The following is a 23196-nucleotide window of genomic DNA, read 5'->3' as shown; positions in this document are numbered from 1 at the left end:
TGTCACGCTCCGCTGCCGGTTCGGGGGGCGGCGTCCGGGTCCGCGTCGCGGACCGCGCGGATCGCCGCAAGGATGTTGGGGTACGCGGCACAACGGCAGATGTTGCCGCTCATCCACTCCTTGATCTCCGCGTCGTCCGCGGCGTGCCCCTCCCGCAGCAGCGCCACCGCCGACATGATCTGGCCCGGGGTGCAGTAGCCGCACTGGAAGGCGTCGTGCGCGATGAACGCCTCCTGCATCGGGTCGAGCCGGCCCTCCCGGGCCAGCCCCTCGATGGTGGTGACCTCGTGGCCCTCGCACGTGACGGCGAGCGTCAGGCAGCCCAGCACGCGCCGCCCGTCCACCAGCACCGTGCAGGCCCCGCAGGTGCCCTGGTCGCAGCCCTTCTTGGCACCGGTCAGACCGAGGTGCTCCCGGAGGGCGTCGAGCAGGCTCACCCGGGGTTCGATGTCCACCGCCCGCCGCTCCCCGTTGACGTGCAGGGCGACGGGGACGGGGCCGGGGCCGCGCTCCTGCAGTACGCCGTACTCCGCCGCGGTGTTCGCCGGAACATGTGAGGACACCGGTCCACCTCCAGATCGGTCTCCCTTTCATGCTGTTTCGCCCGTCAACGACCCGCAACCGGGATCACGCGGTCGCGCGCCGGGCCGCCATGGGGAGATAGTTGCTTGCGCAGGCATGATTAGATATCGTGCCGGAAAGGAGGGCGTTCGGATAGGCCTGCCGATGAGTCGCAGAAACCACCCACGAGGTGAACCTGCACGTCACTCACGCCTGGTGGCCAACCCGGCACCGGGAGGTGCGGTGCGGCTGAAGAGCGTATGTGACGTGTGCGACGTTATGGCACTTCTCTGCCGATGGCGGCGTTGTGCCGCCGCAACGTGCTGCTGCTATCCGATGGCACTCCACTGCACTTGAATTCTCAGATCGATGGAGTCATCGTGTTCACTCGTTCAAAGAAGGCCCTGGCGGCTCTGACCGTAATCGGTGCCGCAGTGCTGGGTGCCGGACTTTCGGCCGCCCCCGCGCAGGCAGCCGGGCCGGGTAATGGATCCGGGATCAACGGCCTGGTGAACTTCTACCAGGACGGCGGCTACACCGGCGCGGTTGTGGCCTTCTCGGGTAGTCAGCCCAACTTCTACAACATGGGATCCACGGGGCCCTGGGGCACTGCGAAGAACTGGAACGACCTGGTCACCGGGGTCTGGAACGCCAACAGCCACTCCTTCTACCTCTACCAGGGCGTCAACTACACGGGCAGCGCCATGTACATCATGCATGGATACCAAGTGGATTTCGCATACACGTCGTGGAATGACACGCTCAGTTCGGCGCTGCAGGCCTGAAACAAGCTGGGCATGTAGTGCCGGCAGGCTGTTCCCGAAGTGAATAGCGTGCGACCTGGGGTGCACCCTTCAATTTGTCTACGGGGCTGCACCCCAGGGAGCGTATGCACAAGACGAAGAATTTTTACCTGTCCCCGTTCCTGTCGCTTGCCGGGCATTTCGCGCGAGCGGTCCCACAGCGCTGAGCCCCGGAAATCCTTATCCCAGGGCGTGGCCGGCCGTCACCTGAATGATGGATATACACATGCTTGTCGAATGGACGGGTCGCGCGGCGGCCTCCGGTCCCGTGGTTCGGGCCCAGTCCGGCGGCGCCGGATCGCCCACCCCTTTCCTCGGTGGCGGGCGATCACGGGGCTCCCGGCGCTGGACGATCGTCGTCGCCGCGGCCGCGGCGGGACTGTCCGTCCTGACCGGGTGCACCTCGTCAAGCGGGTCGGCACAGCCTGCTGCGCCGGCAGTGCGATCGCAGCACGACATGGTGCGAGCCTTGACCGCGCTGCTGCCCCGAGGAAGCGTCTCCGAGGTCGCGCAACCGGCGAACCACCGGCCCGTGTCCGCGGGCGGGTCAACGCGCGCGCAGGTCCTGTTCGATGACGGGCGCGGAGTAACGCTGGTCCAGGTCACCCTCAACACCCGGACACCAGTCCCCCTGTGCCCGGATTCCGCCTACCATCCCTACAGCGAGTGCACCCACACCACCCAGAGCGGCGGAGCGCAGCTGAGCGTGGACATCTCGCCCGTCACTGACACCACACCATCCGCAGTCAAACGTTGGACCGCCTTGTACACCGCTCCGGACGGTCGACAAGTCTTCGTCAGCGAAACCAACGCCCGTACCGAAAAGGACACCGCCCCCACGCGATCCGTGCCGCCGCTGAGTACGAAGCGCCTGGCGGCCATTGCCGCATCCGGCACCTGGAAGCGTTACCTGTCCGCTCTGCCCGCCCCTTCCGCGCCACCTTCCGTCGGGCGGAAGATCAGCGCACAGCAGATCACCGATACGCTGCAGCGGCTCGTGCCGAAGAGAATGAGTGTCTCTGATCCGCAAGGAAGCGACGGCTTCGGTCACGTCGTCCTCAACGACGGTCATGGGCCCAGCCTGGTGGCGATGAACGTGCAGTCGTGGAAACCCGGCGATCCGAGGATCCGCCAACTTTTTCACGGCGCCCGCACGCTGTCCGACGGCACTCGGATCACCACGAGCGAGAAGCCTCCCGCTCTGGGCGGCAAAGGCGCCATCGAGCGGACCGTCGACACCCTTCGCGAAGACGGTCTACGCGTAGTGGTCTCCTCCGACAACGCACGCGCGTATGGCATACCCGCCACCCGCGAAAACCCCGCGCTGAGCATCTTCCAACTCCAGGAGATCGCCTTGGACCCCAGTTGGCGGCAACTCCTCCCCGAGTAGCGCTTCGTCAGGTTGTCAGGCGATCGGACGGTGCGAGTTGACGGAGGCGGCTTGGGAGCCGAGCTCAGGCCCCCTCCAGTTGCCGGACGACCGCCTCCGCCACCGCGCGGGCGCTGCCCGGGTTCTGGCCGGTGATCAGCCGTCCGTCCTCCACGACGTAGGTGTCGAACGGCCGCCTTGCCGTGGAGTAGTCGGCGCCGAGCTTCCTCAACTCGTCCTGGAGGCTGTACGGCACCGCCTCGGCCCGGTGGGCGAGTTCCTCCTCGGGCCACGAGAACCCGGTCACCCGCCTGCCACGGACCAGCGGGTCGCCGCCGCTCAACGTCACGTTGAGCAGTCCCGTCGCCCCGTGGCAGACCGTGGACACGATCCGGCCCGACTCGTAGAACCGGGCCATCAGGTCCTCCAGTTCCCGGCTCTGCGGGAAGTCGAACATCACGCCGTGGCCGCCGGTGAGGTAAATGGCGTCGTAGTCCTCGAGGTTCACCTCGGCGACCGGCAACGTGTCCTCGAGCAGGTCCATGTACTCCCGGTCGGCGTAGTGCCGCCCCGTGCCGAGTTCGCCCAGCACCTCGTGGGAGAGGCTCTCCGGGTCGAGGGGGACCTTGCCGCCCGCGGGGCTGGCGATGTCCATGGTGTAGCCGTCCTGCTCGACCACGTCCCAGAAGTGCGTCAGCTCCCCGAGCCACAACCCGGTCCGCATGCCGACCTTCTCGTACTCGTCGACGTTCGTCACGATGACCAGGATCTTCTTGGTCGCAGGCATGCCACTGCCCCTCTTCCCGGCGGGATCCGGTGCTGGTCGTGGCGGCGGTCCGCACCGCCGTGTCACCCCGTCGTTCCGAGCCTAAATGCGCCGTTTGGGGCAGGCAACGTGATCCGGCGGCCGGTCACCGGCTACGCGACGCAGAACTCGTTGCCCTCCGGGTCCCGCATCACCACGCCGTAGTGGTCGACGCCCGGTTCGGCGAGCACGCGCAGCCGGGACGCCCCCGCCGCGACCAGCCGGCCGGCCTCGGCCTCGACCCGCTCCCTGCGCGTCTCCAGGGGCACCTCGGCCCGGTCGCCGCCCACCTTGACGTCGAGATGGAGCCGGTTCTTGACCACCTTGCCCTCGGGCACCTGCTGGAACCAGATCCGGGGCCCGTCACCCTCCGGGTCCACGATGGAGTCGCAGCACTCCCCGTCGCCGAGCTCCTCCTCGGGCACACCGACGGAGAGCCAGTACTCCCGCCAGGTGGCGAAACCGCCCGGCGCGTCCTCCGGCCGGTAGCGCAGCGCGTCCGCCCAGAAGCGCGCCTGCGCCTCAGGGTCCGCGCAGTCGATCGTGAGCTGGAACGCGACCATGGTGTGCCTCCGTCGAAGTGGCCCGCCCGGTGCCGGCACCGGTGGGCCCCATGCTGCCCGACGGGTACGACAGTCGCTCAGCCGTTCTCCTCGATCCTGAAGCCGACCTTCAGCCCGACCTGGTAGTGCCCGACCTGCCCGTCCGCCAGGTGACCGCGGATCTGCGTCACCTCGAACCAGTCGAGGTTGCGCAGGGTCTCCGAGGCCCGGCTGAGCCCGTTGCGGATGGCGGCGTCCAGGCCCTCGCTGGACGAGCCGACGATCTCGGTCACCCGGTACGTGTGGTCGGTCATGGGGCCTCCCTGATCGGTGGGACGGGCGGTTCCGCCGCCCCTCCACGGTGCCTCATCGCCCCTCGGGCCGCGAGGGGAAGGACGGCCCGGGGCGGTTAGCCCACGGCGTGCCACGGGAAGGGGCCCCACATGGCCAGGGCCAACGACGAGGTCGAAGCCCTGCTCCGCGAGTACGCCGACCTCGTCCGGATCACCGGCGGCGACGCCTACAAGGCGCGCGCCTACGAGAAGGCCGCCCGCGCCATCGGCGGCCACCACGAGGACGTGTCCCGGCTCGACGACAAGGAGCTGCGGAAGATCCCCAACGTGGGGAGGTCCGTGGCCGAGAAGGTCACCGAGTACCTGCGCACCGGCAGCGTCCCCGCCGTGGAGGAACTGCGCGCCCGCATCCCCGCGGGCGTGCGGGAGATGACCGCGATCCCGATGCTCGGCCCCAAACGGGCCATGATGCTCTACGAGGAACTGCACATCGCCTCGGTGCAGGAGCTCGCGGACGCCATCCGCGCCGAACGCCTGCGCGACCTGCCCGGCTTCGGCGCCCGCACCGAGGAGAACATCCTGCACGGCATCGGCCTGCTGCAGTCCTCGGGCGGCCGGGTCCCGCTCAACGTCGCCACGGAGGTCGCCGAGGAGGTCGTCGCCGAGCTCTCCGCGCTCCCCAGCTGCGACCGCTGCACGTACGCCGGCTCGCTGCGCCGCATGCGGGAGACCGTCGGCGACGTCGACGTCCTCGTCGCCGCCGACCGGTCCGGGCGCTTCATGGACGCGTTCACCCGGATGCCGACCACCGCCGAGGTCATCGTGCGGGGCGGGAAGAAGACCTCGATCCGCACCACCAAGGGGCTCCAGGTCGACCTGCGGGTGGTGCCCCCCGACTCCTGGGGCGCGGCGCTGCAGTACTTCACCGGCTCCAAGGCCCACAACATCCGCACCCGGCAGATGGCCGTCCACCACGGCCTCAAGCTCTCCGAGTACGGGCTCTTCGACACCGCGACCGGCGAGCGGGTCGTCTCCCGGACCGAGGAGGAGGTGTACGCCCGGCTCGGCCTGCCCTGGATACCGCCCACCCTGCGCGAGGACCGGGGCGAGATCCAGGCGGGGCTGGCCGGGGAGCTCCCCGAGCCGCTCGCGCCGCGTGCCGTCCGCGGCGACCTGCACACCCACACCGACCTCACCGACGGCCTCGCCGGCCTGGAGGAGATGGTGGCCGCGGCGGCGGCGCGCGGCTACGCCTACTACGCGGTCACCGACCACGCGCCCAACCTGTACATGCAGCGCATGACCGATGCGAAGATCCTCGCCCAGCGGGAGCAGGTCCGCCGCCTGGACCGCACCCACAAGGGCATGCGCGTCCTGCACGGCACCGAACTCAACATCGACCCCGACGGGGGCGTGGACTGGCCGGACGAGTTCCTGGCCGGCTTCGACCTGTGCGTCGCCTCGATCCACTCCCACTTCAACCAGGACCGGGACGCCCTCACCCGGCGCCTGGTGCGCGCCGCCGAGAACCCGTACGTCAACATCATCGGACATCCCACCACCCGCCTGCTGGGCAGACGCCCGGGCATCGACGCCGACCTCGACGAGGTCTTCGCCGCCTGCGCCCGCACCGGCACCGCGCTGGAGGTCAACGCCCAGCCCGACCGGCTCGACCTCGGCGACGAACTGATCCTGCGGGCCCGCCGGCACGGCGTGAAGTTCGCCGTCGACAGCGACGCGCACTCCACCGTCCACCTGGACTACATGCGCTACGGCGTCGGCACCGCCCAGCGCGGCTGGCTCACCGAGGACGACGTCGTGAACGCCTGGCCGCTCACCCGGCTGCGGCGCTTCCTGCGCGAGGCACGCCGTACGCATCCGTGACCGTACCCGGGGTAGGCGCAGCGTGAGGGCCCGTATCACGCCCGACATCGAGGAGGACACGATGCTGCTGCTGGGACTCGTGCTCATGGGCGCAACCGCCGCCTTCACCGGACTCCTGATCGCGGAGAACCTCGGGGGAGGACCCGACTACACCGTGACGCTGTTCGGCTCGGACATCGCCACCGTCAACACCCTCGGCGCGTTCCTCGCCGGTCTCGCGCTCGCCCTGGTGTTCTGCCTGGCCTCGGTCATCGCCCTGGCCGGCGCCGGACGTGAGCGCAGCCGCCGCGCGGAGCTGCGCCGGTTGCGCCGCCGGGCCCGTGCCGCCGAGCAGGCGCCCGAGGCCGCCGCCGGCACCGCCCCCGCCGCCAGCACCGCCAGGACCGACGACGAGGCGGTCACCACGCAGAAGACCCCCACGACCGCGTCCCGCCGCCGGGGCATGCACCTGTTCGGCCACTGACCCGCCGCGCCGGAGCACGTGGCGCCCGGCGACCGGTACGTACGACGGACCGCCGGAGATGCCCCCCGGTCCCGCTGCCGCCATTCTGGGAACGGGGCAGGACAAGGAGGCCGGTACGTGTCCACCACGAAGATCTGCTGTGTGGCGGGCGCCCCGTGCTGGGTCAGCCTGATGGCACGCGACCTGGACGTGGCGAAGGCGTTCTACGGACCACTGCTCGGCTGGGAGTTCGAACCCGGGCCCTCACGGTGGGGCCCGTACGAACGCGCACTCGTGAACGGCACGGAGGTCGCCGGCATCGGGGCCATCGCCCGGGACTGGGAGACCTCGGTCTCCTGGACCACGTACTTCGGGGTGGAGAGCGCCGACGCCGCCGCCTCCGACATCCGTGACCGCGGCGGCACGGTGGCCGTCGGCCCGCTCGACTTCGACGCCGGGCGGCTCGCCCTGGTCGCCGACTCCATGGGCGCCTCCTTCGGCATCTGGGAGGGCGAGCACGGCCCCGCCCGCAAGCTGCGGATGCACGGCGCCCCGTCCTGGATCGAGCTGCGCACCCGCGACGCCTTCGCCGCGGCCCTGTTCTACGGCGAGGTCTTCCACTGGGACCGGCGCGGCCCCCGCTACGTCGTGGAGTGGGAGAACGACCGCGTCGTCCTCTACGTCGACGGGCACAGCGTCGCGGGCATCCGCGGCGGCGGCGTGGAGGCCGCGGCCGACCCCAAGGTCCGGCCGCGGTGGCACGTCTTCTTCACCGTCGCCGACGTCGACGAGGCCGTCCGGCGCGCCAAGGACCTCGGCGGCGAGGTGACGGGCGAACCCCTTGACAGCGCCTACGGCAGGGTCGCGGGCATCCGCGACCCTGAGGGCGGACTGCTCTCCCTCGTCGCCGACCACCAGTAGCGCGCGCCCGCCGCGTCCCATCGGATGAACCTCGCCCCGCCACCGTCCCGCCGGGTCGCGGACACCCCGGCGGGGCACTAGAGAAGCGGCCATGGAGTGGTTCACGGCACCCGACTACTGGCTGAGCCGCGTCGTCGTCCAGCGCGGCCTCGGCGTGCTCTACCTGGTCGCCTTCCTCACCGCCGCCAACCAGTTCCGCGCCCTCATCGGCGAGCACGGACTGCTGCCCGTCCCGGACTTCCTGCGGCGCGTGTCGCTGCGCCAGGCGCCGAGCCTGTTCCACCTCCGCTACTCCGACCGCCTCTTCGCCGCCGTCGCGTGGGGCGGCGTCGCGCTGTCCGCCGCCGTCGTGGCGGGCGCCACCGACCTCGTGCCGCTGTGGGCCGCCATGCTGATCTGGGCGGTGCTGTGGCTGCTCTACCTGTCGATCGTCAACGTCGGCCAGACGTGGTACGCGTTCGGCTGGGAGTCCCTGCTGCTGGAGGCCGGCTTCCTGGCGGTGTTCCTCGGCAACGACGACACCGGGCCGCCCGTGCTGATCCTGTGGCTGATGCGCTGGCTGCTCTTCCGCGTCGAGTTCGGCGCCGGGCTGATCAAGATGCGCGGCGACGCCTGCTGGCGCGACCTGACCTGCCTGTACTACCACCACGAGACGCAGCCCATGCCCGGCCCGCTCAGCTGGTTCTTCCACCATCTGCCGCGCGGGGCGCACCGGGCGGAGACCGCCGCCAACCACTTCGCCCAGCTGGTCGTGCCCGTCGCCCTGTTCACCCCGCAACCGGTGGCGAGCGTCGCCGCCTGCGTCGTCATCGTCACCCAGCTGTGGCTCGTGCTCTCGGGCAACTTCGCCTGGCTGAACTGGCTGACGATCGTCCTCGCCGTCGCCGCGCTCGACGGCTCGTACGCCGCCGCGCCGCCGGCCGCGGCGTCCGTCCCACCGCCCGACTGGTACGCGGCCCTGGTGATCGCCGCAACCGTCCTGGTGGCCGTCCTCAGTTACTGGCCGGCCCGCAACCTGCTCTCCCGCGGCCAGATGATGAACGTCTCCTTCAACCGGCTGCACCTGGTCAACTCCTACGGTGCCTTCGGCAGCATCAACCGGATGCGCCTGGAGGTCGTCGTCGAGGGCACCGACGCCGCCGAACCCGGTCCCGGCACCGTGTGGAAGGAGTACGGCTTCAAGGGGAAGCCCACCGACCGGCACCGGCTGCCCCGCCAGTTCGCCCCGTACCACCTGCGCCTGGACTGGATGATGTGGTTCGCCGGGATCTCCTCGGCCTACGCGTGGAGCTGGTTCATCCCGTTCGTCGGCAAGCTCCTGGAGAACGACCCCCGCACGCTCCGGCTGCTGCGCAGCAACCCCTTCCCGGACGCCCCGCCCACCTACGTCCGCGCCCGCCTCTACCACTACCGCTTCACGGACCGGCGCACCCGGCGCGCCACCGGTGCCTGGTGGGAGCGGAGCCTGGTGCGCGAGTACCTTCCGCCGGTCGACCTCGAGGGTCTGCGGCGTCATGGCTGACGACGCCCGGGCGCCGCTGCCGTGGCCCCGGCCGTGGCCCGCGCTGCGGTTGCGGTTCGCGGCGGAGCTGGTGACGTTCCTCGCCGCGCCGCTGCGCGGACGGGAGGTGCGGGTGGCGGCCGACGGGGTGTCCACGCTCGGGCACGTCGTGCAGTCGGTGGGCGTGCCGCCGACCGAGGTCGGCGCGATGACGGCGGACGGGCGTCCGGTCGGACCCGCGTACCGGCCGCACGGCGGTGAGCTGGTCGAGGTCGCCGCCGTGGCCAGGCCCCAGCCGGCGGCGGCCGCGTACCTGCTCGACGTGCACCTGGGCAAGCTCGCCCGGCGCATGCGCGTCCTCGGCCTGGACACGGCGTACGGCAACGACCTCGACGACGTGACGCTGGTGGCCCGGGCGAACGCCGAAGGCCGGGTGCTGCTGACCCGTGACCGCGGCCTGCTCGCGCGCCGGGCGCTGCGTCGCGGGGCCTATGTGCGCGGCGACCGTGCCGACGAGCAACTGGCCGACGTCCTGGACCGGTTCGCCCCGCCCCTGGCGCCGTGGACCCGCTGCACCGCCTGCAACGGCGTACTCGTTCCGGTGGCCAAGGACGAGATCGCCCACCTCCTGGAGCCGGGCACCCGCCGGACCCAGGAGGTCTTCGCACGCTGTGCGGACTGCGCCCGGATCTACTGGCGCGGCGCCCACCGTGGGCGGCTGGACTCCCTCGTCGAGCGGGCTCTCAGTCGCGCCACGGGGTCGGACGGATCTCGAAGCCGGTGAGCCCCTCCGGCTCCTCCTCCACGACCTCCACGCGGTCCACGATGGACAGCGGCGAGCCCTCGTGCGACCAGGCCACCATCTCCTCCACCGCCTCGCGCGGGCCCTCGAAGACCGCCTCGACCGTGCCGTCCGGCCGGTTGCGGACCCACCCGGCGACGCCGGCCCCGCCCGCGGTCGTACGGCAGGTGTCCCGGAAGTACACCCCCTGGACGTCACCCGTCACCACGACCCGCCGCCGGATCACGAGGGCCGCACCTGGCGGACCGCGTCGCGGAAGGCCTCGGCGTCCAGGACGGCCGCCCCGCCGGGGTCGTTGTTGAAGTACACAAACACGTCGGAGCCCTCCGGCCAGGTGTCCGCGATGCGGTGTGCCCAGGTGGTCAGCGCCCGGGACCCGTAGCGGGGCCACGGCCGGGCGATGCCCTCATGGAAGCGTACGTAGCCCCAGTCCGCGGTGCGCCACAACGGCGTCGCCGGACGTGCCCGCCGGTCGGCCCAGCACAGTGCGGCCCCGCGGCGCCTCAGCAGCGCGCGGATCTCGGGGGTCCACCAGGAGGCGTGCCGCGGCTCGACGGCCACCCGCACGTCCGCCGGGAAGCAGCGCAGGCACGCTTCCAGGACGCGGGCGTCGGCCCTCAGGTTCGGCGGCAGCTGCAGCAGCACCGGACCGAGCCGGTCGCCGAGCCCCTCCGCGTGCGTCAGCAGCCGGCGCACCGGCTCCTGCGGGTCGCGCAGCCGCTTCATGTGGGTCAGGTAGCGGCTGGCCTTGACCGCCATGACGAACCCCTCGGGCGTGTGCTCGCGCCAGGCCGCGAAGGTCTCCCGGGAGGGCAGCCGGTAGAAGGCGTTGTTGCTCTCGACCGTGCCGAACCGGCGCGCGTACTCCTCCAGCCACAGCCGCTGCGGCACCTGGGGCGGGTACAGCACGCCGCGCCAGTCCCGGTACTGCCACCCCGAGGTTCCCACGAGCACGGACATCGCTCGGTCCCTGCCGGTTGCTTGCTGGTCCCTATTCAGGGTAGGTCGTAAGGAGTCCCGCATCTCCCCGCTCGCGGGGGTGGAACCATGCACTTCACAGACCGCGCGGATGCCGGACGGCAGCTCGCCGAGCGGCTGCGGCATCTGGACTTCGACAACCCCATCGTGCTGGGCCTGCCGCGTGGCGGCGTGGTCGTCGCCTACGAGGTCGCACAGGCCCTGCACGCCCCCCTGGACGTGATCGTCGTCCGCAAGCTGGGCGTCCCGTACCACCGGGAACTCGGCTTCGGCGCCATAGGCGAGGGCGGCGCCAAGGTGCTGAGCGACGACATCGTCCGCATGAGCCACGTCTCCCGCGCCGACATCGACACCGTCGAGCACCGCGAGGAGGCCGAGCTGGCCCGGCAGGCGCACCGCTTCCGCGAGGGGCGCCCGCGGACCCCGCTGGCCGGTCGCACGGTGCTCGTCGTCGACGACGGCGTCGCCACCGGCGCCACCGCCCTCGCCGCCTGCGAGGTGGCCCGCGCACAGGGCGCCGCCCGGGTCGTGCTCGCCGTGCCCGTGGCCTCGCCCCAGTCGCTGCCCGCACTGCGGCACGCCGCCGACGACGTGGTGTGCCTGTCGGCGCCGAGCGCCTTCTTCGCGGTGGGGGAGTGGTACCACGACTTCTCCCAGACCGCCGACGACGAGGTGTCCGGCCTGCTCAAACAGGCCGCCGCCCGGGGACCGCGGACCACCGAGGTGGAGCTCGCCGTGGGGGGCGGGACGCGGGTGCGGCTCGCCGGGACGCTGGCCATGCCCGCCGACGCGAGGGCCCTGGTGGTCTTCGCCCACGGCACCGGCAGCAGCCGGCACAGCCCGCGCAACCGCGCCGTCGCCGCCGCCCTCGGCCAGGCGGGCCTCGGCACCCTCCTGTTCGACCTCCTCACCACCGCCGAGGAGGCGGACCGGGCCAACGTCTTCGACGTCGAACTGCTCGCCGCCCGCCTGGTCGACGTCACCGAGTGGGCCCGCGGCGAGAACCTGCCGCTCGCCTACTTCGGGGCCAGCACGGGCGCCGCCGCCGCGCTGTGGGCCGCGGCCGACCCGCGGGCCGCCCCGTCCGTCTCCTCGGTGGTCTCCCGGGGCGGCCGTCCCGACCTGGCCATGCCACGGCTCGGCGAGGTCAGGGCGCCCACCCTGCTCATCGTCGGCGGCCGGGACACCACCGTCCTGGAGCTCAACCGGCGTGCCCAGGAAGCGCTCGGCTGCCCCAGCCTGCTCCACGTGGTGCCCGGCGCGACCCACCTCTTCGAGGAGCCCGGAGCACTCGACGAGGTGGCGCACCTGGCGCGCGACTGGTTGGCCGGTCACCTCCCTGCGACGGCCGGTCCGTGACCGTACCCTGAGGTCAGGGGGTGTGGAAGGGAGCAGGAGGATGCGCCGATGAGCAGCACGGTGACCATGCTGGACTCACTCCCGCCGGCCCACCGCCGGGCCTTCCTCGAGCACGCCAGGAAGGTCAGCTTCCCGCAGAGCTGGCGCATCTGCGACGAGGGCAGATTCGCCGACCGGTTCTGGGTGGTCGAGTCGGGGGCCGTCTCCATCGACATGGACGTCCCCGGGCGCGGTGCGGTCTCCGTCGAGACCCTGGGCCCGGGCGAACTCGTCGGCTGGTCCTGGCTGTTCCCTCCCTACCGCTGGCAGGTCGGCGCCCACGCCCTGGGCTCGGTGGGCGCGTACGAGTTCAGCGGGGCCGAGATCCGCGACCTGTGCCGGGAGAACCCCGTGCTGGGCCAGGCCATCGTGCTGGCCGCCGCCCAGACCATCGCCCAGCGGCTGGGCTCCGCCCGGGCCAGGATGCTCGACATGTACGGCCCCCGCCTGCAGGAGCACTCCTGAGGGCACGGCGGGCCCTCAGGGATGCGCCCCGAGACCCCGGCCGGCCGACGGAACTCGGCCACGTGTCCGGGACGCGACGGCTCCCCGCCGAGCACCGCGGGCAACTGCCTGTAGCGCTCCGCAAGGTCCCTGGGCCGATCCCCCGCCCGACTCCGGCGGCCCGGCTCACCCGACCCAGGTGTCGTCGGCGCCCCGCGTGCCCACCGGCCGGCGGAAGAGCTCGTCGCGACCCGCGTCGTACAGGACGAACGACGTGTGCGTCCGTGGGGCGGGTCGCACCGCGACCACCTCCGACGCCTGGAAGCCCGGCCACGGCTGCCCGGTGTGGCCGGCGCCCTTCACCGCCTTCGGTGCCGACAGCGGATTGCCGCCCGCGCAGCGCACCCGGGGTACGCCGCGGTCGTCCACGAGCACCGCCGTGCCGGTCTCCAGCACCGCCGCGAAGGAGGTCGCGGAGCCGTCCGCGAAGCCGTGGTCGGTGACCCGGGTGTCGGCGCGCAGCAGCGCCGGGGTCAGCGACTTCAGGTAGCGCCCGATACCGTCGGCGTCGATGACCGCTACCCGGGCGAACGCGGCCGCCTTGGCGGGGTCCGCGGTCAGGTACTCGGTCTGCTCGGCGACGTCGCACGAGGACGCGCCCTTGGTGCCGCCGTACAGGGCGCGCGTACCGCCGGAGACGCTGGGCGCCCCGTAGGTGTCGGAGAGTTTGGGGGCCAGCGTGGGCGCCGGGGCGTCCGCGGGCGGGAACTCCCTGGCCGTGCCCGCGGTGAAGGCGTCGAGCCCCGCCACCTGGGCCGGCTGCAGCACGATCTGCGGCCCGGGGGGCGTCCGGCTCGCCTCCGGGGCGCCGGTGCCTCCGTCACCGCCCCGCGTGGCCAGGAAGACCGCCAGGACGAGCGCCGCGGCCCCCAGCGCCGCGATCGCCGACAGTCCGGCGCTCGACGTCCACCACCTGCGGCGCGCGTGCGCGGGCGGGTCCTGACCGGGGCGGGGGCCGGGGGCTCCGGGTGGCTCCTGGGGCGGGGGTGAGGTCACTCCCGCATTCTCCGTCCACCCTCCGACCCGGCCGCAAGCCGGGACATTCCGGACGGGCGGGCTGCCGCCGCGCTGCTTAGCCTGACACCGTGACCCGGCATCCGCCCTCCGCCCCGCCCCCCGCCCCGGGGTTCGCCCACGGCTGGCTGCACGCGCTCGCGGCGGTCGTGGCCGGGTACGTCGTCATGGTGGTCGTGGCGGCCCTGGGCCTCTGGCTCGCGGGGGCCTCCGAGCTGCCGCAGGGCGCGTTCCTGCCCGTCATCGCGGCCACCGTGGTCATGGCCGTCGGGGGACGCGTCGGCCTCGAGGGCGGCGCGGGCGCCATCGCCCGGTCGGACGCCGCGGTGACCGTCTTCCCGCTGTCCGTCGCCCTCGCCGGGGCCCTCGTCACCGCTTACGTGGTCGTACGGCCGCTGCGCCGGCACGCGGTGTTCCCCGGACGCCGGATGACGTGGCTCTTCGTCCGGACGGGCGTGCTGTGGGCCCTCGCCACGCTGCTGATCGCCCTCGGCGCACGCCACACCTTCACCATCTCCACGGGGGAGGAGTTCCTCAACGACCTCGGCGACCTGTTCGGCGTCACCCCCACCATCGGTTTCCGCGCCGACGTACCGGTCACGGTCGTCGCCGGGCTGCTCTGGCTGGCGGTCGTCCTCGTCCTGGCCTTCGCCGTGTCGCGGAGGGCGCCGCTGCCCTCCCGGCTGGTGCCCGCCCACACCGTCGTCCGGCCGGCCGCCCGGGCCATGGTGGGCGTCCTGCTCGCCTACGTGGTCGTCGGCGCCGTGATCGCGGTGGTCACGGCCTTCACCCGCGCGGAGCCCGCCGACAGCTTCGCCGTCGTCTTCCTCGGCCTGCCGAACGTCGCCTGGCTCGCCCTCGGCCTCGGCATGGGCGCCTCGTGGCACGGTTCCGTGCAGGGGGCGCTCGGCGTGCCGATGCCGGAGGCGCTGGCGGCCGTGCTGCGCAGCGGGGACGGGGACGTCACCCTCGACCTCGGGGCCTTGTCCGAGCACGACGGGAGGGCGTGGTGGCTGGTGGTCGCCGCCGCCGTCGCCATGCTGGGCGCCGGCTGGGCCACCGCCCGGCGCGCACCGCCCGGCACGGGGCACGTGCGCAACGCCGTCCACCTGGCGGTGGCGTCGGCGGTGGCGATGCTGCTGATCGGCGTGCTCACCAGGATCGACGCGCACTACGGCCTGTCGCTGTTCGGCATCGGGGACCCCTCCGACACCGGCGGCCTCGGCGGTTCCATCGTGCTGCTCCCGAACCTGCTCCCCGCGATCGGCATCGCCGCCCTGTGGGGTGTGGCCGCCGGTCTCCTCGGCAGCATGGCCGCCGGCCTCCTGGCCCGCGCCCGCCCCGCCCGCCGGGACGCCCCGGCCCGCTGACGACGCCCCCGGTCCGGGGTCCCACGTTCCCGTCAGGGTTCGCCCGTCCAGGGGATGGGATGGGTCTGGGTCGGGGAGGAGTCGCTGCCCGGCGGGGACCCGGCCGGGGGAACGGGTTCGCCCGGGCGCATGGCGGGGGGTGAGGAGGAGGCGTACGTGGCCATGCGGGTGCCGTCGCAGTAGCACCAGCGGTCGTGCTCGGCGTCGAAGAGCCAGACCGCGTCGCCGTCGACGACGGCGCCGATCCGGATGCCGCTCGTGCCTCGGTCGAAGGTCTCCAGGTCGATCCGGCCGGCCGCGAGGTCCTGCACCATGGCCTGGTACGAGTCGAGCGCCTCCACCAGCCGGCCCAGCAGGGGCCGGGCGTCCGCGGTGCGGGCCGGGGAGCCGCCGACAGCCGGGGGTCCCTGCGGGACCGTGATCAGCAGACGCCCGTCCACCCACGCGGACCAGCCGTTGGAGCACACGATCCGCGCCCAGTCGCCCCGGTGCTCGGTCACCCGCACCGGCAGCAGCGGGTCCAGCCCGGCGGAGGGGCTGGAGTCGTCCGGCGCCCGCCAGGTGGGGAGCCCCGCGGCCGGGGCGACGTGGGTCGGGACGAACTCCGGCTCGTACATCAGGGCCTACCTCCGCATGACGGCCGGCTCCTGGCGCCGCAGCAGCCTGGTGACGACGAGCCCGAAGACCGCCGACAGCACCACGAGCATGCCCATGTCCAGGAGCCACATCGAGGGGACGGACCGGAACAGCGGGTCCGACGTCACGTTGCCCGGTGTGATGGCATGCAGGTCCAGCGTCGCGGCCATCGCGCCCAGTGCCCAGCGCGACGGCACGAGCCAGGCCACCTGCTCCAGGCCCGGAACCCCGTGCAGGGGGAGCAGCGCACCGCAGAAGACGACCTGCACGATGGCGAGCAGCACCAGCAGCGGCATGGTCACCTCCTCCTTGCGCACCAGGGCCGAGATCAGCAGCCCGAGCATCATCGAGGTGAACGCCAGCAGTGCCACCGCCAGGGTGATCTCCAGCAACGGCGGCATCAGGACCCCGCTGCCGCCCTGGGGTCTCAGACGCACTCCGACGAGCGCGACCATCGTCAGGACCACCGCCTGCGCGACGGTGATCAGCCCCAGCACCACGACCTTGGACGCCAGGTACGCCGAGCGGGACAGGCCCACGGCCCGTTCCCGCCGGTAGATCACACGTTCCTTGACCAGCTCGCGGACCGCGTTCGCGGCCCCGGTGAGCACCGAGCCGACGCACAGGATCAGCAGCACGTTGAGCGCGTTGTTGCGGCCCAGCGAACCGCCGGCCAGGGCGCGTGCCATCCCGCCCATCACGAAGGGCAGCGCCACCATGATCGCCAGGAAGGTGCGGTCGGCGGCCAGCGACGCCGTGTAGCGGCGCACCAGCGTCCACAACTGGCCGCCCCAGCCCTGGGGCTTGGGCGGCGCGAGGGGTTCGAGCTCCGCCGGCGCCTCGGGGCCCGCGGGTTCCAGCGCCGCCGCGATGTACTCGTCGTAGAGCGGCGAGGCCTCGTACTGGCCCGCCCAGTCGCGGTTCTCCTCGTGCTCGAACGCCTCGAAGGCCTCCGGCCACTGCCGGAAGCCGAAGAAGGGGAGGGTCTTGGACGGCGGCCCGTAGTAGGCCATGCGCCCGCCGGGGGCCATCACCAGCAGGCGGTCGCAGACCTCCAGGCTCAGCACGCTGTGCGTCACCACGATCACCGTGCGGCCGTCGTCGGCGAGTTCGCGCAGCATCGTCATCACCGAACGGTCCATCCCCGGGTCCAGGCCCGAGGTCGGCTCGTCCAGGAAGAGCAGCGAGGGCTTGGTCAGCAGCTCCAGGGCGACGCTCACCCGCTTGCGCTGGCCACCGGAGAGCGTGTGCACCGGCTGCCGCACCCGGGCCTCCAGGCCCAGTTCGGCGATCACCTCGTCCACCCTGGCCTGCCGCTCCTCCTTGGCGGTGTCGCCGGGGAAGCGGAGCTCGGCGGCGTAGGACAGGGCGCGGCCCACGGGCAGCTGCTGGTGCAGGATGTCGTCCTGCGGGACGAGGCCGATGCGCTGGCGCAGGTCCGCGTACTCCCGGTACAGGTCGCGGCCGTCGTAGAGCACCGTGCCCTGGTCCGCCGGGCGCAGCCCGGTCAGCGCGTTCAGCAGCGTCGACTTGCCGGAGCCGCTCGGCCCGACCACCGCGAGCAGGCACTTCTCGCCGACGGGGAAGCTGATGTCGTCCAGCAGCACCTTGCCGCCCGCGCCCACCCGCACCGACAGGTCGCGCACGTTGAGCGAGACCTCCCCGGTGTCGGTGAACTGCTGCAGCTTGTCGCCGACCAGCCGGAACACCGCGTGGCCGACGTCGATGATGTCGCCCTGGTGCACGACCGCCCGGTCGACGCGCTGGCCGTCCAGGTAGGTGCCGTTGTGGCTGTGCAGGTCGACGATCTCGTAGCCGCCGTCCGGCAGCGACCGCAGCTCGGCGTGGTGGCGGGAGACCAGCAGGTCCGAGACGACCAGGTCGTTGTCGGAGGCGCGGCCGATGTGGATCGTGCGGTGCGGCAGCGACCGCACCGACGTCGGGCGGCGGAAGGTGCCGGTCGCCGCGGGGGAGGACACGGGCGGCGCGCGGTAGACCCCGGTGGGTGCCTCGGCGCTGCTCAGCCGGGCGCACGGCCCCTGCTCGGCGTGGCCGAAGCGGATGACGCTGCCCGGGCCGATGCCCCACTGCCGGACCTCCCGGCCGTTGACGAAGGTGCCGTTGGTACTGCCCACGTCGTGCAGCATCCAGCTGTCGCCCGCGGGGCGGATCACCGCGTGGTGCCACGACACCCGGGGGTCGTCGAGGACGATGTCGCCGTCGGGGTCGCGACCGACGTGGTAGTCCCGACCCGGGACCAGGATCCGGGTGTCCCCGTCGGTCTCGAGCACGAGCTTGGGCGCGGTGGGCGCGGAACCTCGCTCGGCCACGCTTCGATCGTAGCCGCGGACCGGCCGCCCCGCCTGTCCCACCTGTCCCGCAACGGGCCGTCACATGGCCCTGGGGGACGGTGCCGGGGCCCTCACCAGTCGGTCGGCGCGTAGTCCTTGAGGAAGACCCCGAACAGGTCCTCGCCCTGCTCGCCGCGGACGATCGGGTCGTACACCCGGGCAGCGCCGTCGATCAGGTCCAGCGGGGCGTGGAAGCCCTCCTCGGCCATGCGGACCTTGTCCGGGTGCGGGCGCTCGTCGGTGATCCAGCCGGTGTCGACGCTGGTCATCAGGATGCCGTCGGTCTCCAGCATCTCCCGGGCGCTGGTGCGGGTCAGCATGTTGAGCGCGGCCTTGGCCATGTTGGTGTGCGGATGGCCCGCGCCCTTGTAGCCGCGGGTGAACTTGCCCTCCATCGCGGAGACGTTCACCACGTACTTGCGGCGGGCAGCGGCGGCGGCCATCGCCGGGCGCAGCCTGCTGACCAGGATGAACGGCGCGGTCTCGTTGCACAGCTGCACTTCGAGCATCTCGACCGGGTCGACCTGGCCCACGGCGCGGGTCCAGCTGTTCTCCGCGTCCAGGTCGGGGATCAGCCCACCGGCGTCGATCGCCGTGCCGGCCTCGATCCGGGCGAGCGAGGCCGAACCGCTCACGAGCGCCAGGTCCGTGACCTCCTGGGCCCGGGCGGACAGCTCGGCGCGCGGGGCGGGCAGCGCGGGCTGGGCGCCGCTGCCGAAGGCGCCGAAGACCTCCGAGGCCGGCAGGGCCCCGGCCGGGAGCGGCGCGGACTCGGCGGCCACCAGCTCCGCGTACGCGGCGGGGGAGCGGCGTACGGTCTGCGCCGCGTTGTTGACCAGGATGTCCAGGGGACCCTCGGCGGCCACGGAGTCGGCGAGCGCCACCACCTGGGCCGGGTCGCGGAGGTCCACCCCGACGATCTTGAGGCGGTGGATCCACTCGTCGCTGTCCGGCATCGCCTTGAAGCGGCGGATGGCGTCCGCGGGGAACCGCGTGGTGATGGTGGTGTGGGCGCCGTCACGCAGCAGCCGCAGGGCGATGTACATGCCGATCTTGGCCCGGCCGCCGGTGAGCAGGGCGCGCCGGCCGGTCAGGTCGGCGCGCGCGTCGCGCCGGGCGCGGTTGAGGGCCGCGCATTCCCGGCACAGCTGGTGGTAGAAGGCGTCGACCTCGACGTAGCGGCTCTTGCACACGTAGCAGGAGCGCGGCCGCTGCAGGATGCCGGCGATCTCGCCGAGCGTCGAGGAGGACGGCAGCAGGCCCTGCGTCTCGTCGTCGATGCGTTCCGCGGAGCCGGTGGCCGTGGCCTCGGTGACGGACTTGTCGTGGGCCGTCTTGGCGGAACGCCGCTCCTGGCGGCGGCGCTGCTTCACGTTCCGGTAGATGCCGGCCGTGGCCCTGCGCACGGTGATCGCGTCGGGGTGGTCCAGCGGAAGCTCGTCGAGTTCCCTCAGCACGCTGAGGCACAGTTCCAGGCGTACCGGGTCGATGCCGGGGACGCCGTCCCGGGCCGTGGCCGTGCTCTGCTCGTTCTCGGTCGCCGTCATGCCCGCCGTCGTTCCCTGGATCGTGTGTTCCCACTGGTGTCCTGCGGAACTCTACGGAGGCCGGGGCGCCCGGCCAAAACGGCGGCATTCGCCCGTGCCACGTCCGGCCGCCGCGGGAGACGGCCCGGGAGGGTCCCGGGTGCGGTCCGCGGCACGCCGGCCGGTCACTCCAGGGGAGCGGTGGCCTCGCTCTCGTACTCGTAGTCCCACGGCTCGTCGGCCATGTGCTCGAGGCGCTTGTAGTACGCGGCGCTGTCGGGCCACGCCTGGTGCACCCCGGCGTCCTGCACGCTGATGGCCAGCGGGTCGTACAGGATGCCCTCGGGGGGCTGCCCCCCGGCTCCCAGGGCGACGCCGAGGGTGAGACCGTCCCCGGGGCCGCCGTGGAGTCGGATCCTGGTGGTCATGGAGGTCACCTCCTGCATCCATGATCTCTCGCCGGGGGAGGTTTGGTGAAGAAGCGGGACACCGGCCGGCCGGGGGCCGACAGTGAGTGAGAGATCCGTTACGTTACGCTTCTCCGCCTGCTCCGACCCCCACGAGGTGCCCGCGTGCGCGAATTCGGTCTGCCCGCGCTGGTCCCCGCCACCCTCGCCGGTGGTCTGGCCGACGTGGTCTTCGAGACGGCTGCGCGGGCCCCCGACGAGGTGCGGCTGGGCCGCAAGGAGGACGGACGCTGGCGTGACGTGACCGCGGCCGAGTTCCGCGACGAGGTGATGGCCCTGGCCAAGGGGCTGCTCGCGCACGGGGTGCGGTTCGGGGACCGGGTGGGGATCATGTCGCGCACCCGTTACGAGTGGACGTTGTTCGACTTCGCGCTGTGGACCGTCGGGGCGCAGCCGGTGCCGGTCTACCCGACCTCCTCCGCCGAGCAGCTGCGCTGGATCCTGCACGACACCGGGGCCGTCGGCTGCGTCCTGGAGCACGAGGACCACGCCATGACGCTGGGCTCGGTGATCGACCGGCTGCCCGCCATGACCCGGGTGTGGCAGCTGGACTCCGGGGCGGTGAAGCAGCTGGTGGCGGACGGCGAGCGGATCTCCGAGGACGTCGTCCACCGGCACCGGGTCGCGGTCACCCCCGACGCCGTCGCCACCGTGATCTACACCTCGGGCACCACCGGGCGCCCGCGGGGCTGCGTCCTGACCCACGGCAACTTCATGTGCCAGACCGACAACCTCATCGCCGGCTGGCGGCCGGTCTTCGACAGCGGCACGGCCGCGCAGCCGTCCGTGCTGCTCTTCCTGCCGCTGGCCCATGTCTTCGGCCGCATGATCCAGGTGGCGACCGTGCGGGCCGGGGCGCGGCTGGGCCACCAGCCGGAGATGACGGCCGCCGAACTCCTGCCCGACCTGGCGCTGTTCCGGCCGACCTTCGTGCTCGCCGTGCCGTACGTCTTCGAGAAGGTCTTCAACTCCGCGCGGGACAAGGCGGAGGAGGCGGGCCACCTCGGGGTGTTCGACAAGGCCGTCGACGTGGCGGTGCGCTTCGCCGAGGCCCGCGAGCGCCGCGCGCTGGGCACCGGCCCGGGCCCGAGCGCGGCGCTGCGGGTGCTGCACCGCTTCTACGACCGGATGGTGTACGCCAGGGTCCGTGAGGCGCTGGGCGGCCGGGTCCGCAACGCGGTGAGCGGCGGCTCCACCATGGGGCGGCGGCTAGGGCTGTTCCTGGAGGGCGCGGGGGTCACGGTGTACGAGGGCTACGGACTCACCGAGTCCACCTCGGCGGCCACCGCCAACCCGCCCGGCCGGGTGCGCTACGGCACGGTCGGCCACCCCGTGCCGGGGACGACGGTCAGGATCTCGGAGGAGGGCGAGATCCTGCTGCGCGGCCCGGCGGTCTTCTCCGGCTACCTCGGCGATCACGAGGCCACGGCACAGGCCCTGCGCGACGGCTGGCTGCACACCGGCGACCTAGGCTCCCTCGACGAGCACGGCTATCTGACGATCACCGGTCGCAAGAAGGAGATCATCGTCACCACCAGCGGCAAGAACCTCTCCCCGGCCGTACTCGAGGAGCGGGTCCGCGAGCATCCGCTGGTCGAGCACTGCCTGGTCATCGGCAACGACCGGCCGTACGTGACGGCCCTGGTGACCCTGGACGCCGAGGCGACGGCCCAGTGGCTGCGGCTGCGCGGCAAGGAGGAGGCCGGGCTGCAGGAACTGGTGCGGGACCCGGACCTGGAGTCCGAGGTGCGGCGGGCGGTGTCGGCGGCCAACACACGGGTGTCGAAGGCGGAGTCGATCCGCTCGTTCCGCGTGCTGGCCGCCTCGTTCACCGAGGAGCGGGGGCTGGTCACCCCCTCGCGCAAGCTCAGGCGCCGGGCGGTCGAGGAGGCCTACGCCGCCGAGATCGACGCGATGTACCGGCGCTGAACCGCGGTCACGGCCTGGGGAGCAGGCATCCCGGCAGGGTGAGGTCGAAGCGGTTGCCCGTGGTGACGCAGGCGCCGATCCCGTAGGTCTGCTCGGCGTAGTTGATGCCCCGGCGGACGGTGACGGTGCCGTTCGCGTCCACCTCGCAGGGGTTGTTGAGGGTGCAGCGGCCGCCGTCCTCGTTGCCCGTGTTGTTGATGGCGACGACCTTGCCGGTCGCGGTGTCGATGACGGGCGAACCCGAGGTGCCGCCGATGGTGTTGCACGAGGAGGTGTAGCGGACCGAGTCCTTCCAGGTCCAGTCGCCCTCCTTGAGGAGGTGGACGAAGCCGTCGATGCTGCAGCTGTAGATGGTCTTCCAGTAGCCGGAGACCACCTTGATGGCCGTGCCCTGCACCGGGTGCGTGCCGGCTACCTCCAGCGCGGAGATCCCGTAGGAGGACTGGATCTGCGCGTAGGTGCGGTTCAGCTGGTACACCGAGATGTCGGTGTCGGTCATGGTCGCGTACGCGAGCTTGGTGGCGCGCAGCGTGGCGACCGAGCGGCCCGAGGCGTTGAGCAGGCCGAAGGTCCGGGTGGACGCCTGGTCGACCAGCACCTCGCCGGGGTCCAGGAAGCCACTGGTCAGGCAGTGCCCGTTGGAGAGCACCAGGGCGGGGTCGGTGGACGCGGAGCCCGGGAAGCGGATGAGCGATCCGGAGCAGTTGCTGAGCGACACCGTCCCGGCGAAGTCGACGGCGACCGCCGCCGTGGCGTCCGGTGATGCCGCCACTGCGTCCCGGCCGGTCGCCGAGGCGGGGGTGGCGGACAGGCCGAGGGTCGCGACCGCGGCGAGGGCCGCGAGGGCTGCCGCGAAGACTCCTCTGAGAGGTCGTTTCATGTGGGGGGTCCTCTCGAGACCGAAGTTCTTTCGGTTTTGGCATGGACATTGTTGTGACTCGAGAGGGTGGTCACAAGAGGGCCCCGGATCGCCGGATCGCCGGATCGCGCCCGCCCGGGGGGGGCGGGGGGGGGGGCGGCCGGGGGGGGGGCCCGGAGGGGAGAGAGGGCGCGGGACCCCCCCAACCCCCGGCCCGGGCCGGCGGGGGGGGGGGGGCGAC

General features: G+C 72.5%; 23 protein-coding genes. 11 read left to right on the top strand and 12 right to left on the bottom strand.

Features of this window, described 5'->3' with window-relative positions:
* Window positions 1-2: 2 nt before the first annotated feature.
* On the bottom strand, window positions 3-563 hold the full coding sequence (locus ACFW3D_RS05975) for a (2Fe-2S)-binding protein (RefSeq protein WP_500501835.1): 561 nt from the start codon (window positions 561-563) through the stop codon (window positions 3-5).
* 267 nt (window positions 564-830) lie between these two features.
* Between ACFW3D_RS05975 and ACFW3D_RS05970 the strand changes: the two genes are divergently transcribed.
* Both ACFW3D_RS05970 and ACFW3D_RS05965 read left to right on the top strand, forming a co-directional pair.
* Window positions 831-1346, top strand: coding sequence for a peptidase inhibitor family I36 protein (locus ACFW3D_RS05970; protein ID WP_500501832.1), 516 nt, complete (start codon window positions 831-833; stop codon window positions 1344-1346).
* A 487-nt stretch (window positions 1347-1833) separates the two neighbouring features.
* On the top strand, window positions 1834-2754 hold the full coding sequence (locus ACFW3D_RS05965; protein WP_500501829.1) for a hypothetical protein: 921 nt from the start codon (window positions 1834-1836) through the stop codon (window positions 2752-2754).
* A 64-nt stretch (window positions 2755-2818) separates the two neighbouring features.
* Here ACFW3D_RS05965 and ACFW3D_RS05960 read toward each other — a convergent pair whose 3' ends face one another.
* The 3 genes from ACFW3D_RS05960 to ACFW3D_RS05950 all read right to left on the bottom strand — a co-directional run bounded on the left by ACFW3D_RS05960 (window position 2819) and on the right by ACFW3D_RS05950 (window position 4394).
* Window positions 2819-3520: a type 1 glutamine amidotransferase domain-containing protein gene (locus ACFW3D_RS05960; protein ID WP_500501827.1), complete on the bottom strand. Its 702-nt coding sequence runs from the start codon at window positions 3518-3520 to the stop codon at window positions 2819-2821.
* A 131-nt stretch (window positions 3521-3651) separates the two neighbouring features.
* A complete protein-coding gene (locus ACFW3D_RS05955) occupies window positions 3652-4101 on the bottom strand; it encodes a VOC family protein (protein ID WP_500501825.1) in 450 nt (149 codons plus the stop codon).
* Window positions 4102-4178: 77 nt separating this feature from the next.
* Window positions 4179-4394: a dodecin gene (locus tag ACFW3D_RS05950; protein WP_089223498.1), complete on the bottom strand. Its 216-nt coding sequence runs from the start codon at window positions 4392-4394 to the stop codon at window positions 4179-4181.
* A 129-nt stretch (window positions 4395-4523) separates the two neighbouring features.
* On the opposite strand from ACFW3D_RS05950, the gene polX reads away from it, so the two are divergent.
* The 5 genes from polX (at window position 4524) to ACFW3D_RS05925 (ending at window position 9905) form a co-directional block, all read left to right on the top strand.
* Entirely contained in the window at window positions 4524-6257 is a 1734-nt protein-coding gene (gene polX, locus ACFW3D_RS05945) for a DNA polymerase/3'-5' exonuclease PolX (protein ID WP_500501823.1), read from the top strand.
* 22 nt (window positions 6258-6279) lie between these two features.
* Window positions 6280-6720, top strand: coding sequence for a hypothetical protein (locus tag ACFW3D_RS05940; protein WP_500501820.1), 441 nt, complete (start codon window positions 6280-6282; stop codon window positions 6718-6720).
* Window positions 6721-6837: 117 nt separating this feature from the next.
* Window positions 6838-7620, top strand: coding sequence for a VOC family protein (locus ACFW3D_RS05935; RefSeq protein WP_500501818.1), 783 nt, complete (start codon window positions 6838-6840; stop codon window positions 7618-7620).
* Window positions 7621-7711: 91 nt separating this feature from the next.
* Window positions 7712-9142 carry a lipase maturation factor family protein gene (locus tag ACFW3D_RS05930; protein WP_500501816.1) on the top strand — a complete coding sequence of 477 codons (1431 nt, stop codon included), beginning with the start codon at window positions 7712-7714 and terminating at the stop codon, window positions 9140-9142.
* Window positions 9135-9905, top strand: a complete 771-nt coding sequence (locus tag ACFW3D_RS05925; RefSeq protein ID WP_500501813.1) for a Mut7-C RNAse domain-containing protein — start codon at window positions 9135-9137, stop codon at window positions 9903-9905. Before ACFW3D_RS05930 ends, ACFW3D_RS05925 begins: the two co-directional genes overlap by 8 nt.
* Here ACFW3D_RS05925 and ACFW3D_RS05920 read toward each other — a convergent pair.
* Window positions 9865-10149, bottom strand: coding sequence for an acylphosphatase (locus ACFW3D_RS05920; protein WP_500501811.1), 285 nt, complete (start codon window positions 10147-10149; stop codon window positions 9865-9867). The genes ACFW3D_RS05925 and ACFW3D_RS05920 overlap by 41 nt on opposite strands.
* Window positions 10146-10883 carry a DUF72 domain-containing protein gene (locus ACFW3D_RS05915; RefSeq protein ID WP_500501810.1) on the bottom strand — a complete coding sequence of 246 codons (738 nt, stop codon included), beginning with the start codon at window positions 10881-10883 and terminating at the stop codon, window positions 10146-10148. Before ACFW3D_RS05915 ends, ACFW3D_RS05920 begins: the two co-directional genes overlap by 4 nt.
* Window positions 10884-10970: 87 nt before the next feature.
* On the opposite strand from ACFW3D_RS05915, the gene ACFW3D_RS05910 reads away from it, so the two are divergent.
* Both ACFW3D_RS05910 and ACFW3D_RS05905 read left to right on the top strand, forming a co-directional pair.
* Complete coding sequence (locus ACFW3D_RS05910) at window positions 10971-12260, top strand: alpha/beta family hydrolase (RefSeq protein ID WP_500501809.1); 1290 nt, start codon at window positions 10971-10973, stop codon at window positions 12258-12260.
* A gap of 48 nt (window positions 12261-12308) precedes the next feature.
* Complete coding sequence (locus tag ACFW3D_RS05905; protein ID WP_500501806.1) at window positions 12309-12764, top strand: Crp/Fnr family transcriptional regulator; 456 nt, start codon at window positions 12309-12311, stop codon at window positions 12762-12764.
* 165 nt (window positions 12765-12929) lie between these two features.
* On the opposite strand, the gene ACFW3D_RS05900 is transcribed toward ACFW3D_RS05905, so the two are convergent.
* The gene (locus ACFW3D_RS05900) at window positions 12930-13799 is read right to left on the bottom strand and encodes a DUF6777 domain-containing protein (protein ID WP_500501804.1); all 870 of its coding nucleotides are present in this window, start codon (window positions 13797-13799) and stop codon (window positions 12930-12932) included.
* 89 nt (window positions 13800-13888) lie between these two features.
* On the opposite strand from ACFW3D_RS05900, the gene ACFW3D_RS05895 reads away from it, so the two are divergent.
* Complete coding sequence (locus ACFW3D_RS05895) at window positions 13889-15187, top strand: streptophobe family protein (RefSeq protein WP_500501802.1); 1299 nt, start codon at window positions 13889-13891, stop codon at window positions 15185-15187.
* 32 nt (window positions 15188-15219) lie between these two features.
* Here ACFW3D_RS05895 and ACFW3D_RS05890 read toward each other — a convergent pair whose 3' ends face one another.
* The 4 genes from ACFW3D_RS05890 to ACFW3D_RS05875 form a co-directional block, all read right to left on the bottom strand.
* Complete coding sequence (locus ACFW3D_RS05890) at window positions 15220-15804, bottom strand: SH3 domain-containing protein (protein WP_500501800.1); 585 nt, start codon at window positions 15802-15804, stop codon at window positions 15220-15222.
* Between the two features lie 6 nt (window positions 15805-15810).
* Window positions 15811-18153: an FHA domain-containing protein gene (locus tag ACFW3D_RS05885; protein ID WP_500501798.1), complete on the bottom strand. Its 2343-nt coding sequence runs from the start codon at window positions 18151-18153 to the stop codon at window positions 15811-15813.
* Window positions 18154-18245: 92 nt separating this feature from the next.
* A complete protein-coding gene (locus tag ACFW3D_RS05880) occupies window positions 18246-19721 on the bottom strand; it encodes an SDR family NAD(P)-dependent oxidoreductase (RefSeq protein WP_500501796.1) in 1476 nt (491 codons plus the stop codon).
* Between the two features lie 164 nt (window positions 19722-19885).
* Entirely contained in the window at window positions 19886-20128 is a 243-nt protein-coding gene (locus tag ACFW3D_RS05875; protein WP_500501794.1) for a hypothetical protein, read from the bottom strand.
* A 144-nt stretch (window positions 20129-20272) separates the two neighbouring features.
* Between ACFW3D_RS05875 and ACFW3D_RS05870 the strand changes: the two genes are divergently transcribed.
* Window positions 20273-22096, top strand: a complete 1824-nt coding sequence (locus ACFW3D_RS05870) for an AMP-dependent synthetase/ligase (RefSeq protein WP_500501792.1) — start codon at window positions 20273-20275, stop codon at window positions 22094-22096.
* A 7-nt stretch (window positions 22097-22103) separates the two neighbouring features.
* Here ACFW3D_RS05870 and ACFW3D_RS05865 read toward each other — a convergent pair whose 3' ends face one another.
* Complete coding sequence (locus ACFW3D_RS05865; RefSeq protein ID WP_500501790.1) at window positions 22104-22976, bottom strand: S1 family peptidase; 873 nt, start codon at window positions 22974-22976, stop codon at window positions 22104-22106.
* Window positions 22977-23196: the final 220 nt, after the last annotated feature.

It is taken from the genome of Streptomyces sp. NPDC058864, assembly GCF_042742985.1.
Lineage (GTDB): Bacteria > Actinomycetota > Actinomycetes > Streptomycetales > Streptomycetaceae > Actinacidiphila.
Note: the sequence above shows the minus strand (reverse complement) of the source record. Positions and strands in the feature narration are given on the sequence as shown.

Bases quoted from the DNA above. Each gene is read 5' to 3' on its own strand.
- ACFW3D_RS05960 (WP_500501827.1), bottom strand. From the start codon at position 3,520: ATGCCTGCGACCAAGAAGATCCTGGTCATCGTGACGAACGTCGACGAG.
- ACFW3D_RS05955 (WP_500501825.1), bottom strand. From the start codon at position 4,101: ATGGTCGCGTTCCAGCTCACGATCGACTGCGCGGACCCTGAGGCGCAG.
- ACFW3D_RS05950 (WP_089223498.1), bottom strand. From the start codon at position 4,394: ATGACCGACCACACGTACCGGGTGACCGAGATCGTCGGCTCGTCCAGC.
- polX (WP_500501823.1), top strand. From the start codon at position 4,524: ATGGCCAGGGCCAACGACGAGGTCGAAGCCCTGCTCCGCGAGTACGCC.
- ACFW3D_RS05930 (WP_500501816.1), top strand. From the start codon at position 7,712: ATGGAGTGGTTCACGGCACCCGACTACTGGCTGAGCCGCGTCGTCGTC.
- ACFW3D_RS05925 (WP_500501813.1), top strand. From the start codon at position 9,135: ATGGCTGACGACGCCCGGGCGCCGCTGCCGTGGCCCCGGCCGTGGCCC.
- ACFW3D_RS05915 (WP_500501810.1), bottom strand. From the start codon at position 10,883: ATGTCCGTGCTCGTGGGAACCTCGGGGTGGCAGTACCGGGACTGGCGC.
- ACFW3D_RS05910 (WP_500501809.1), top strand. From the start codon at position 10,971: ATGCACTTCACAGACCGCGCGGATGCCGGACGGCAGCTCGCCGAGCGG.
- ACFW3D_RS05905 (WP_500501806.1), top strand. From the start codon at position 12,309: ATGAGCAGCACGGTGACCATGCTGGACTCACTCCCGCCGGCCCACCGC.
- ACFW3D_RS05890 (WP_500501800.1), bottom strand. From the start codon at position 15,804: ATGTACGAGCCGGAGTTCGTCCCGACCCACGTCGCCCCGGCCGCGGGG.
- ACFW3D_RS05880 (WP_500501796.1), bottom strand. From the start codon at position 19,721: ATGACGGCGACCGAGAACGAGCAGAGCACGGCCACGGCCCGGGACGGC.
- ACFW3D_RS05875 (WP_500501794.1), bottom strand. From the start codon at position 20,128: ATGACCACCAGGATCCGACTCCACGGCGGCCCCGGGGACGGTCTCACC.
- ACFW3D_RS05865 (WP_500501790.1), bottom strand. From the start codon at position 22,976: ATGAAACGACCTCTCAGAGGAGTCTTCGCGGCAGCCCTCGCGGCCCTC.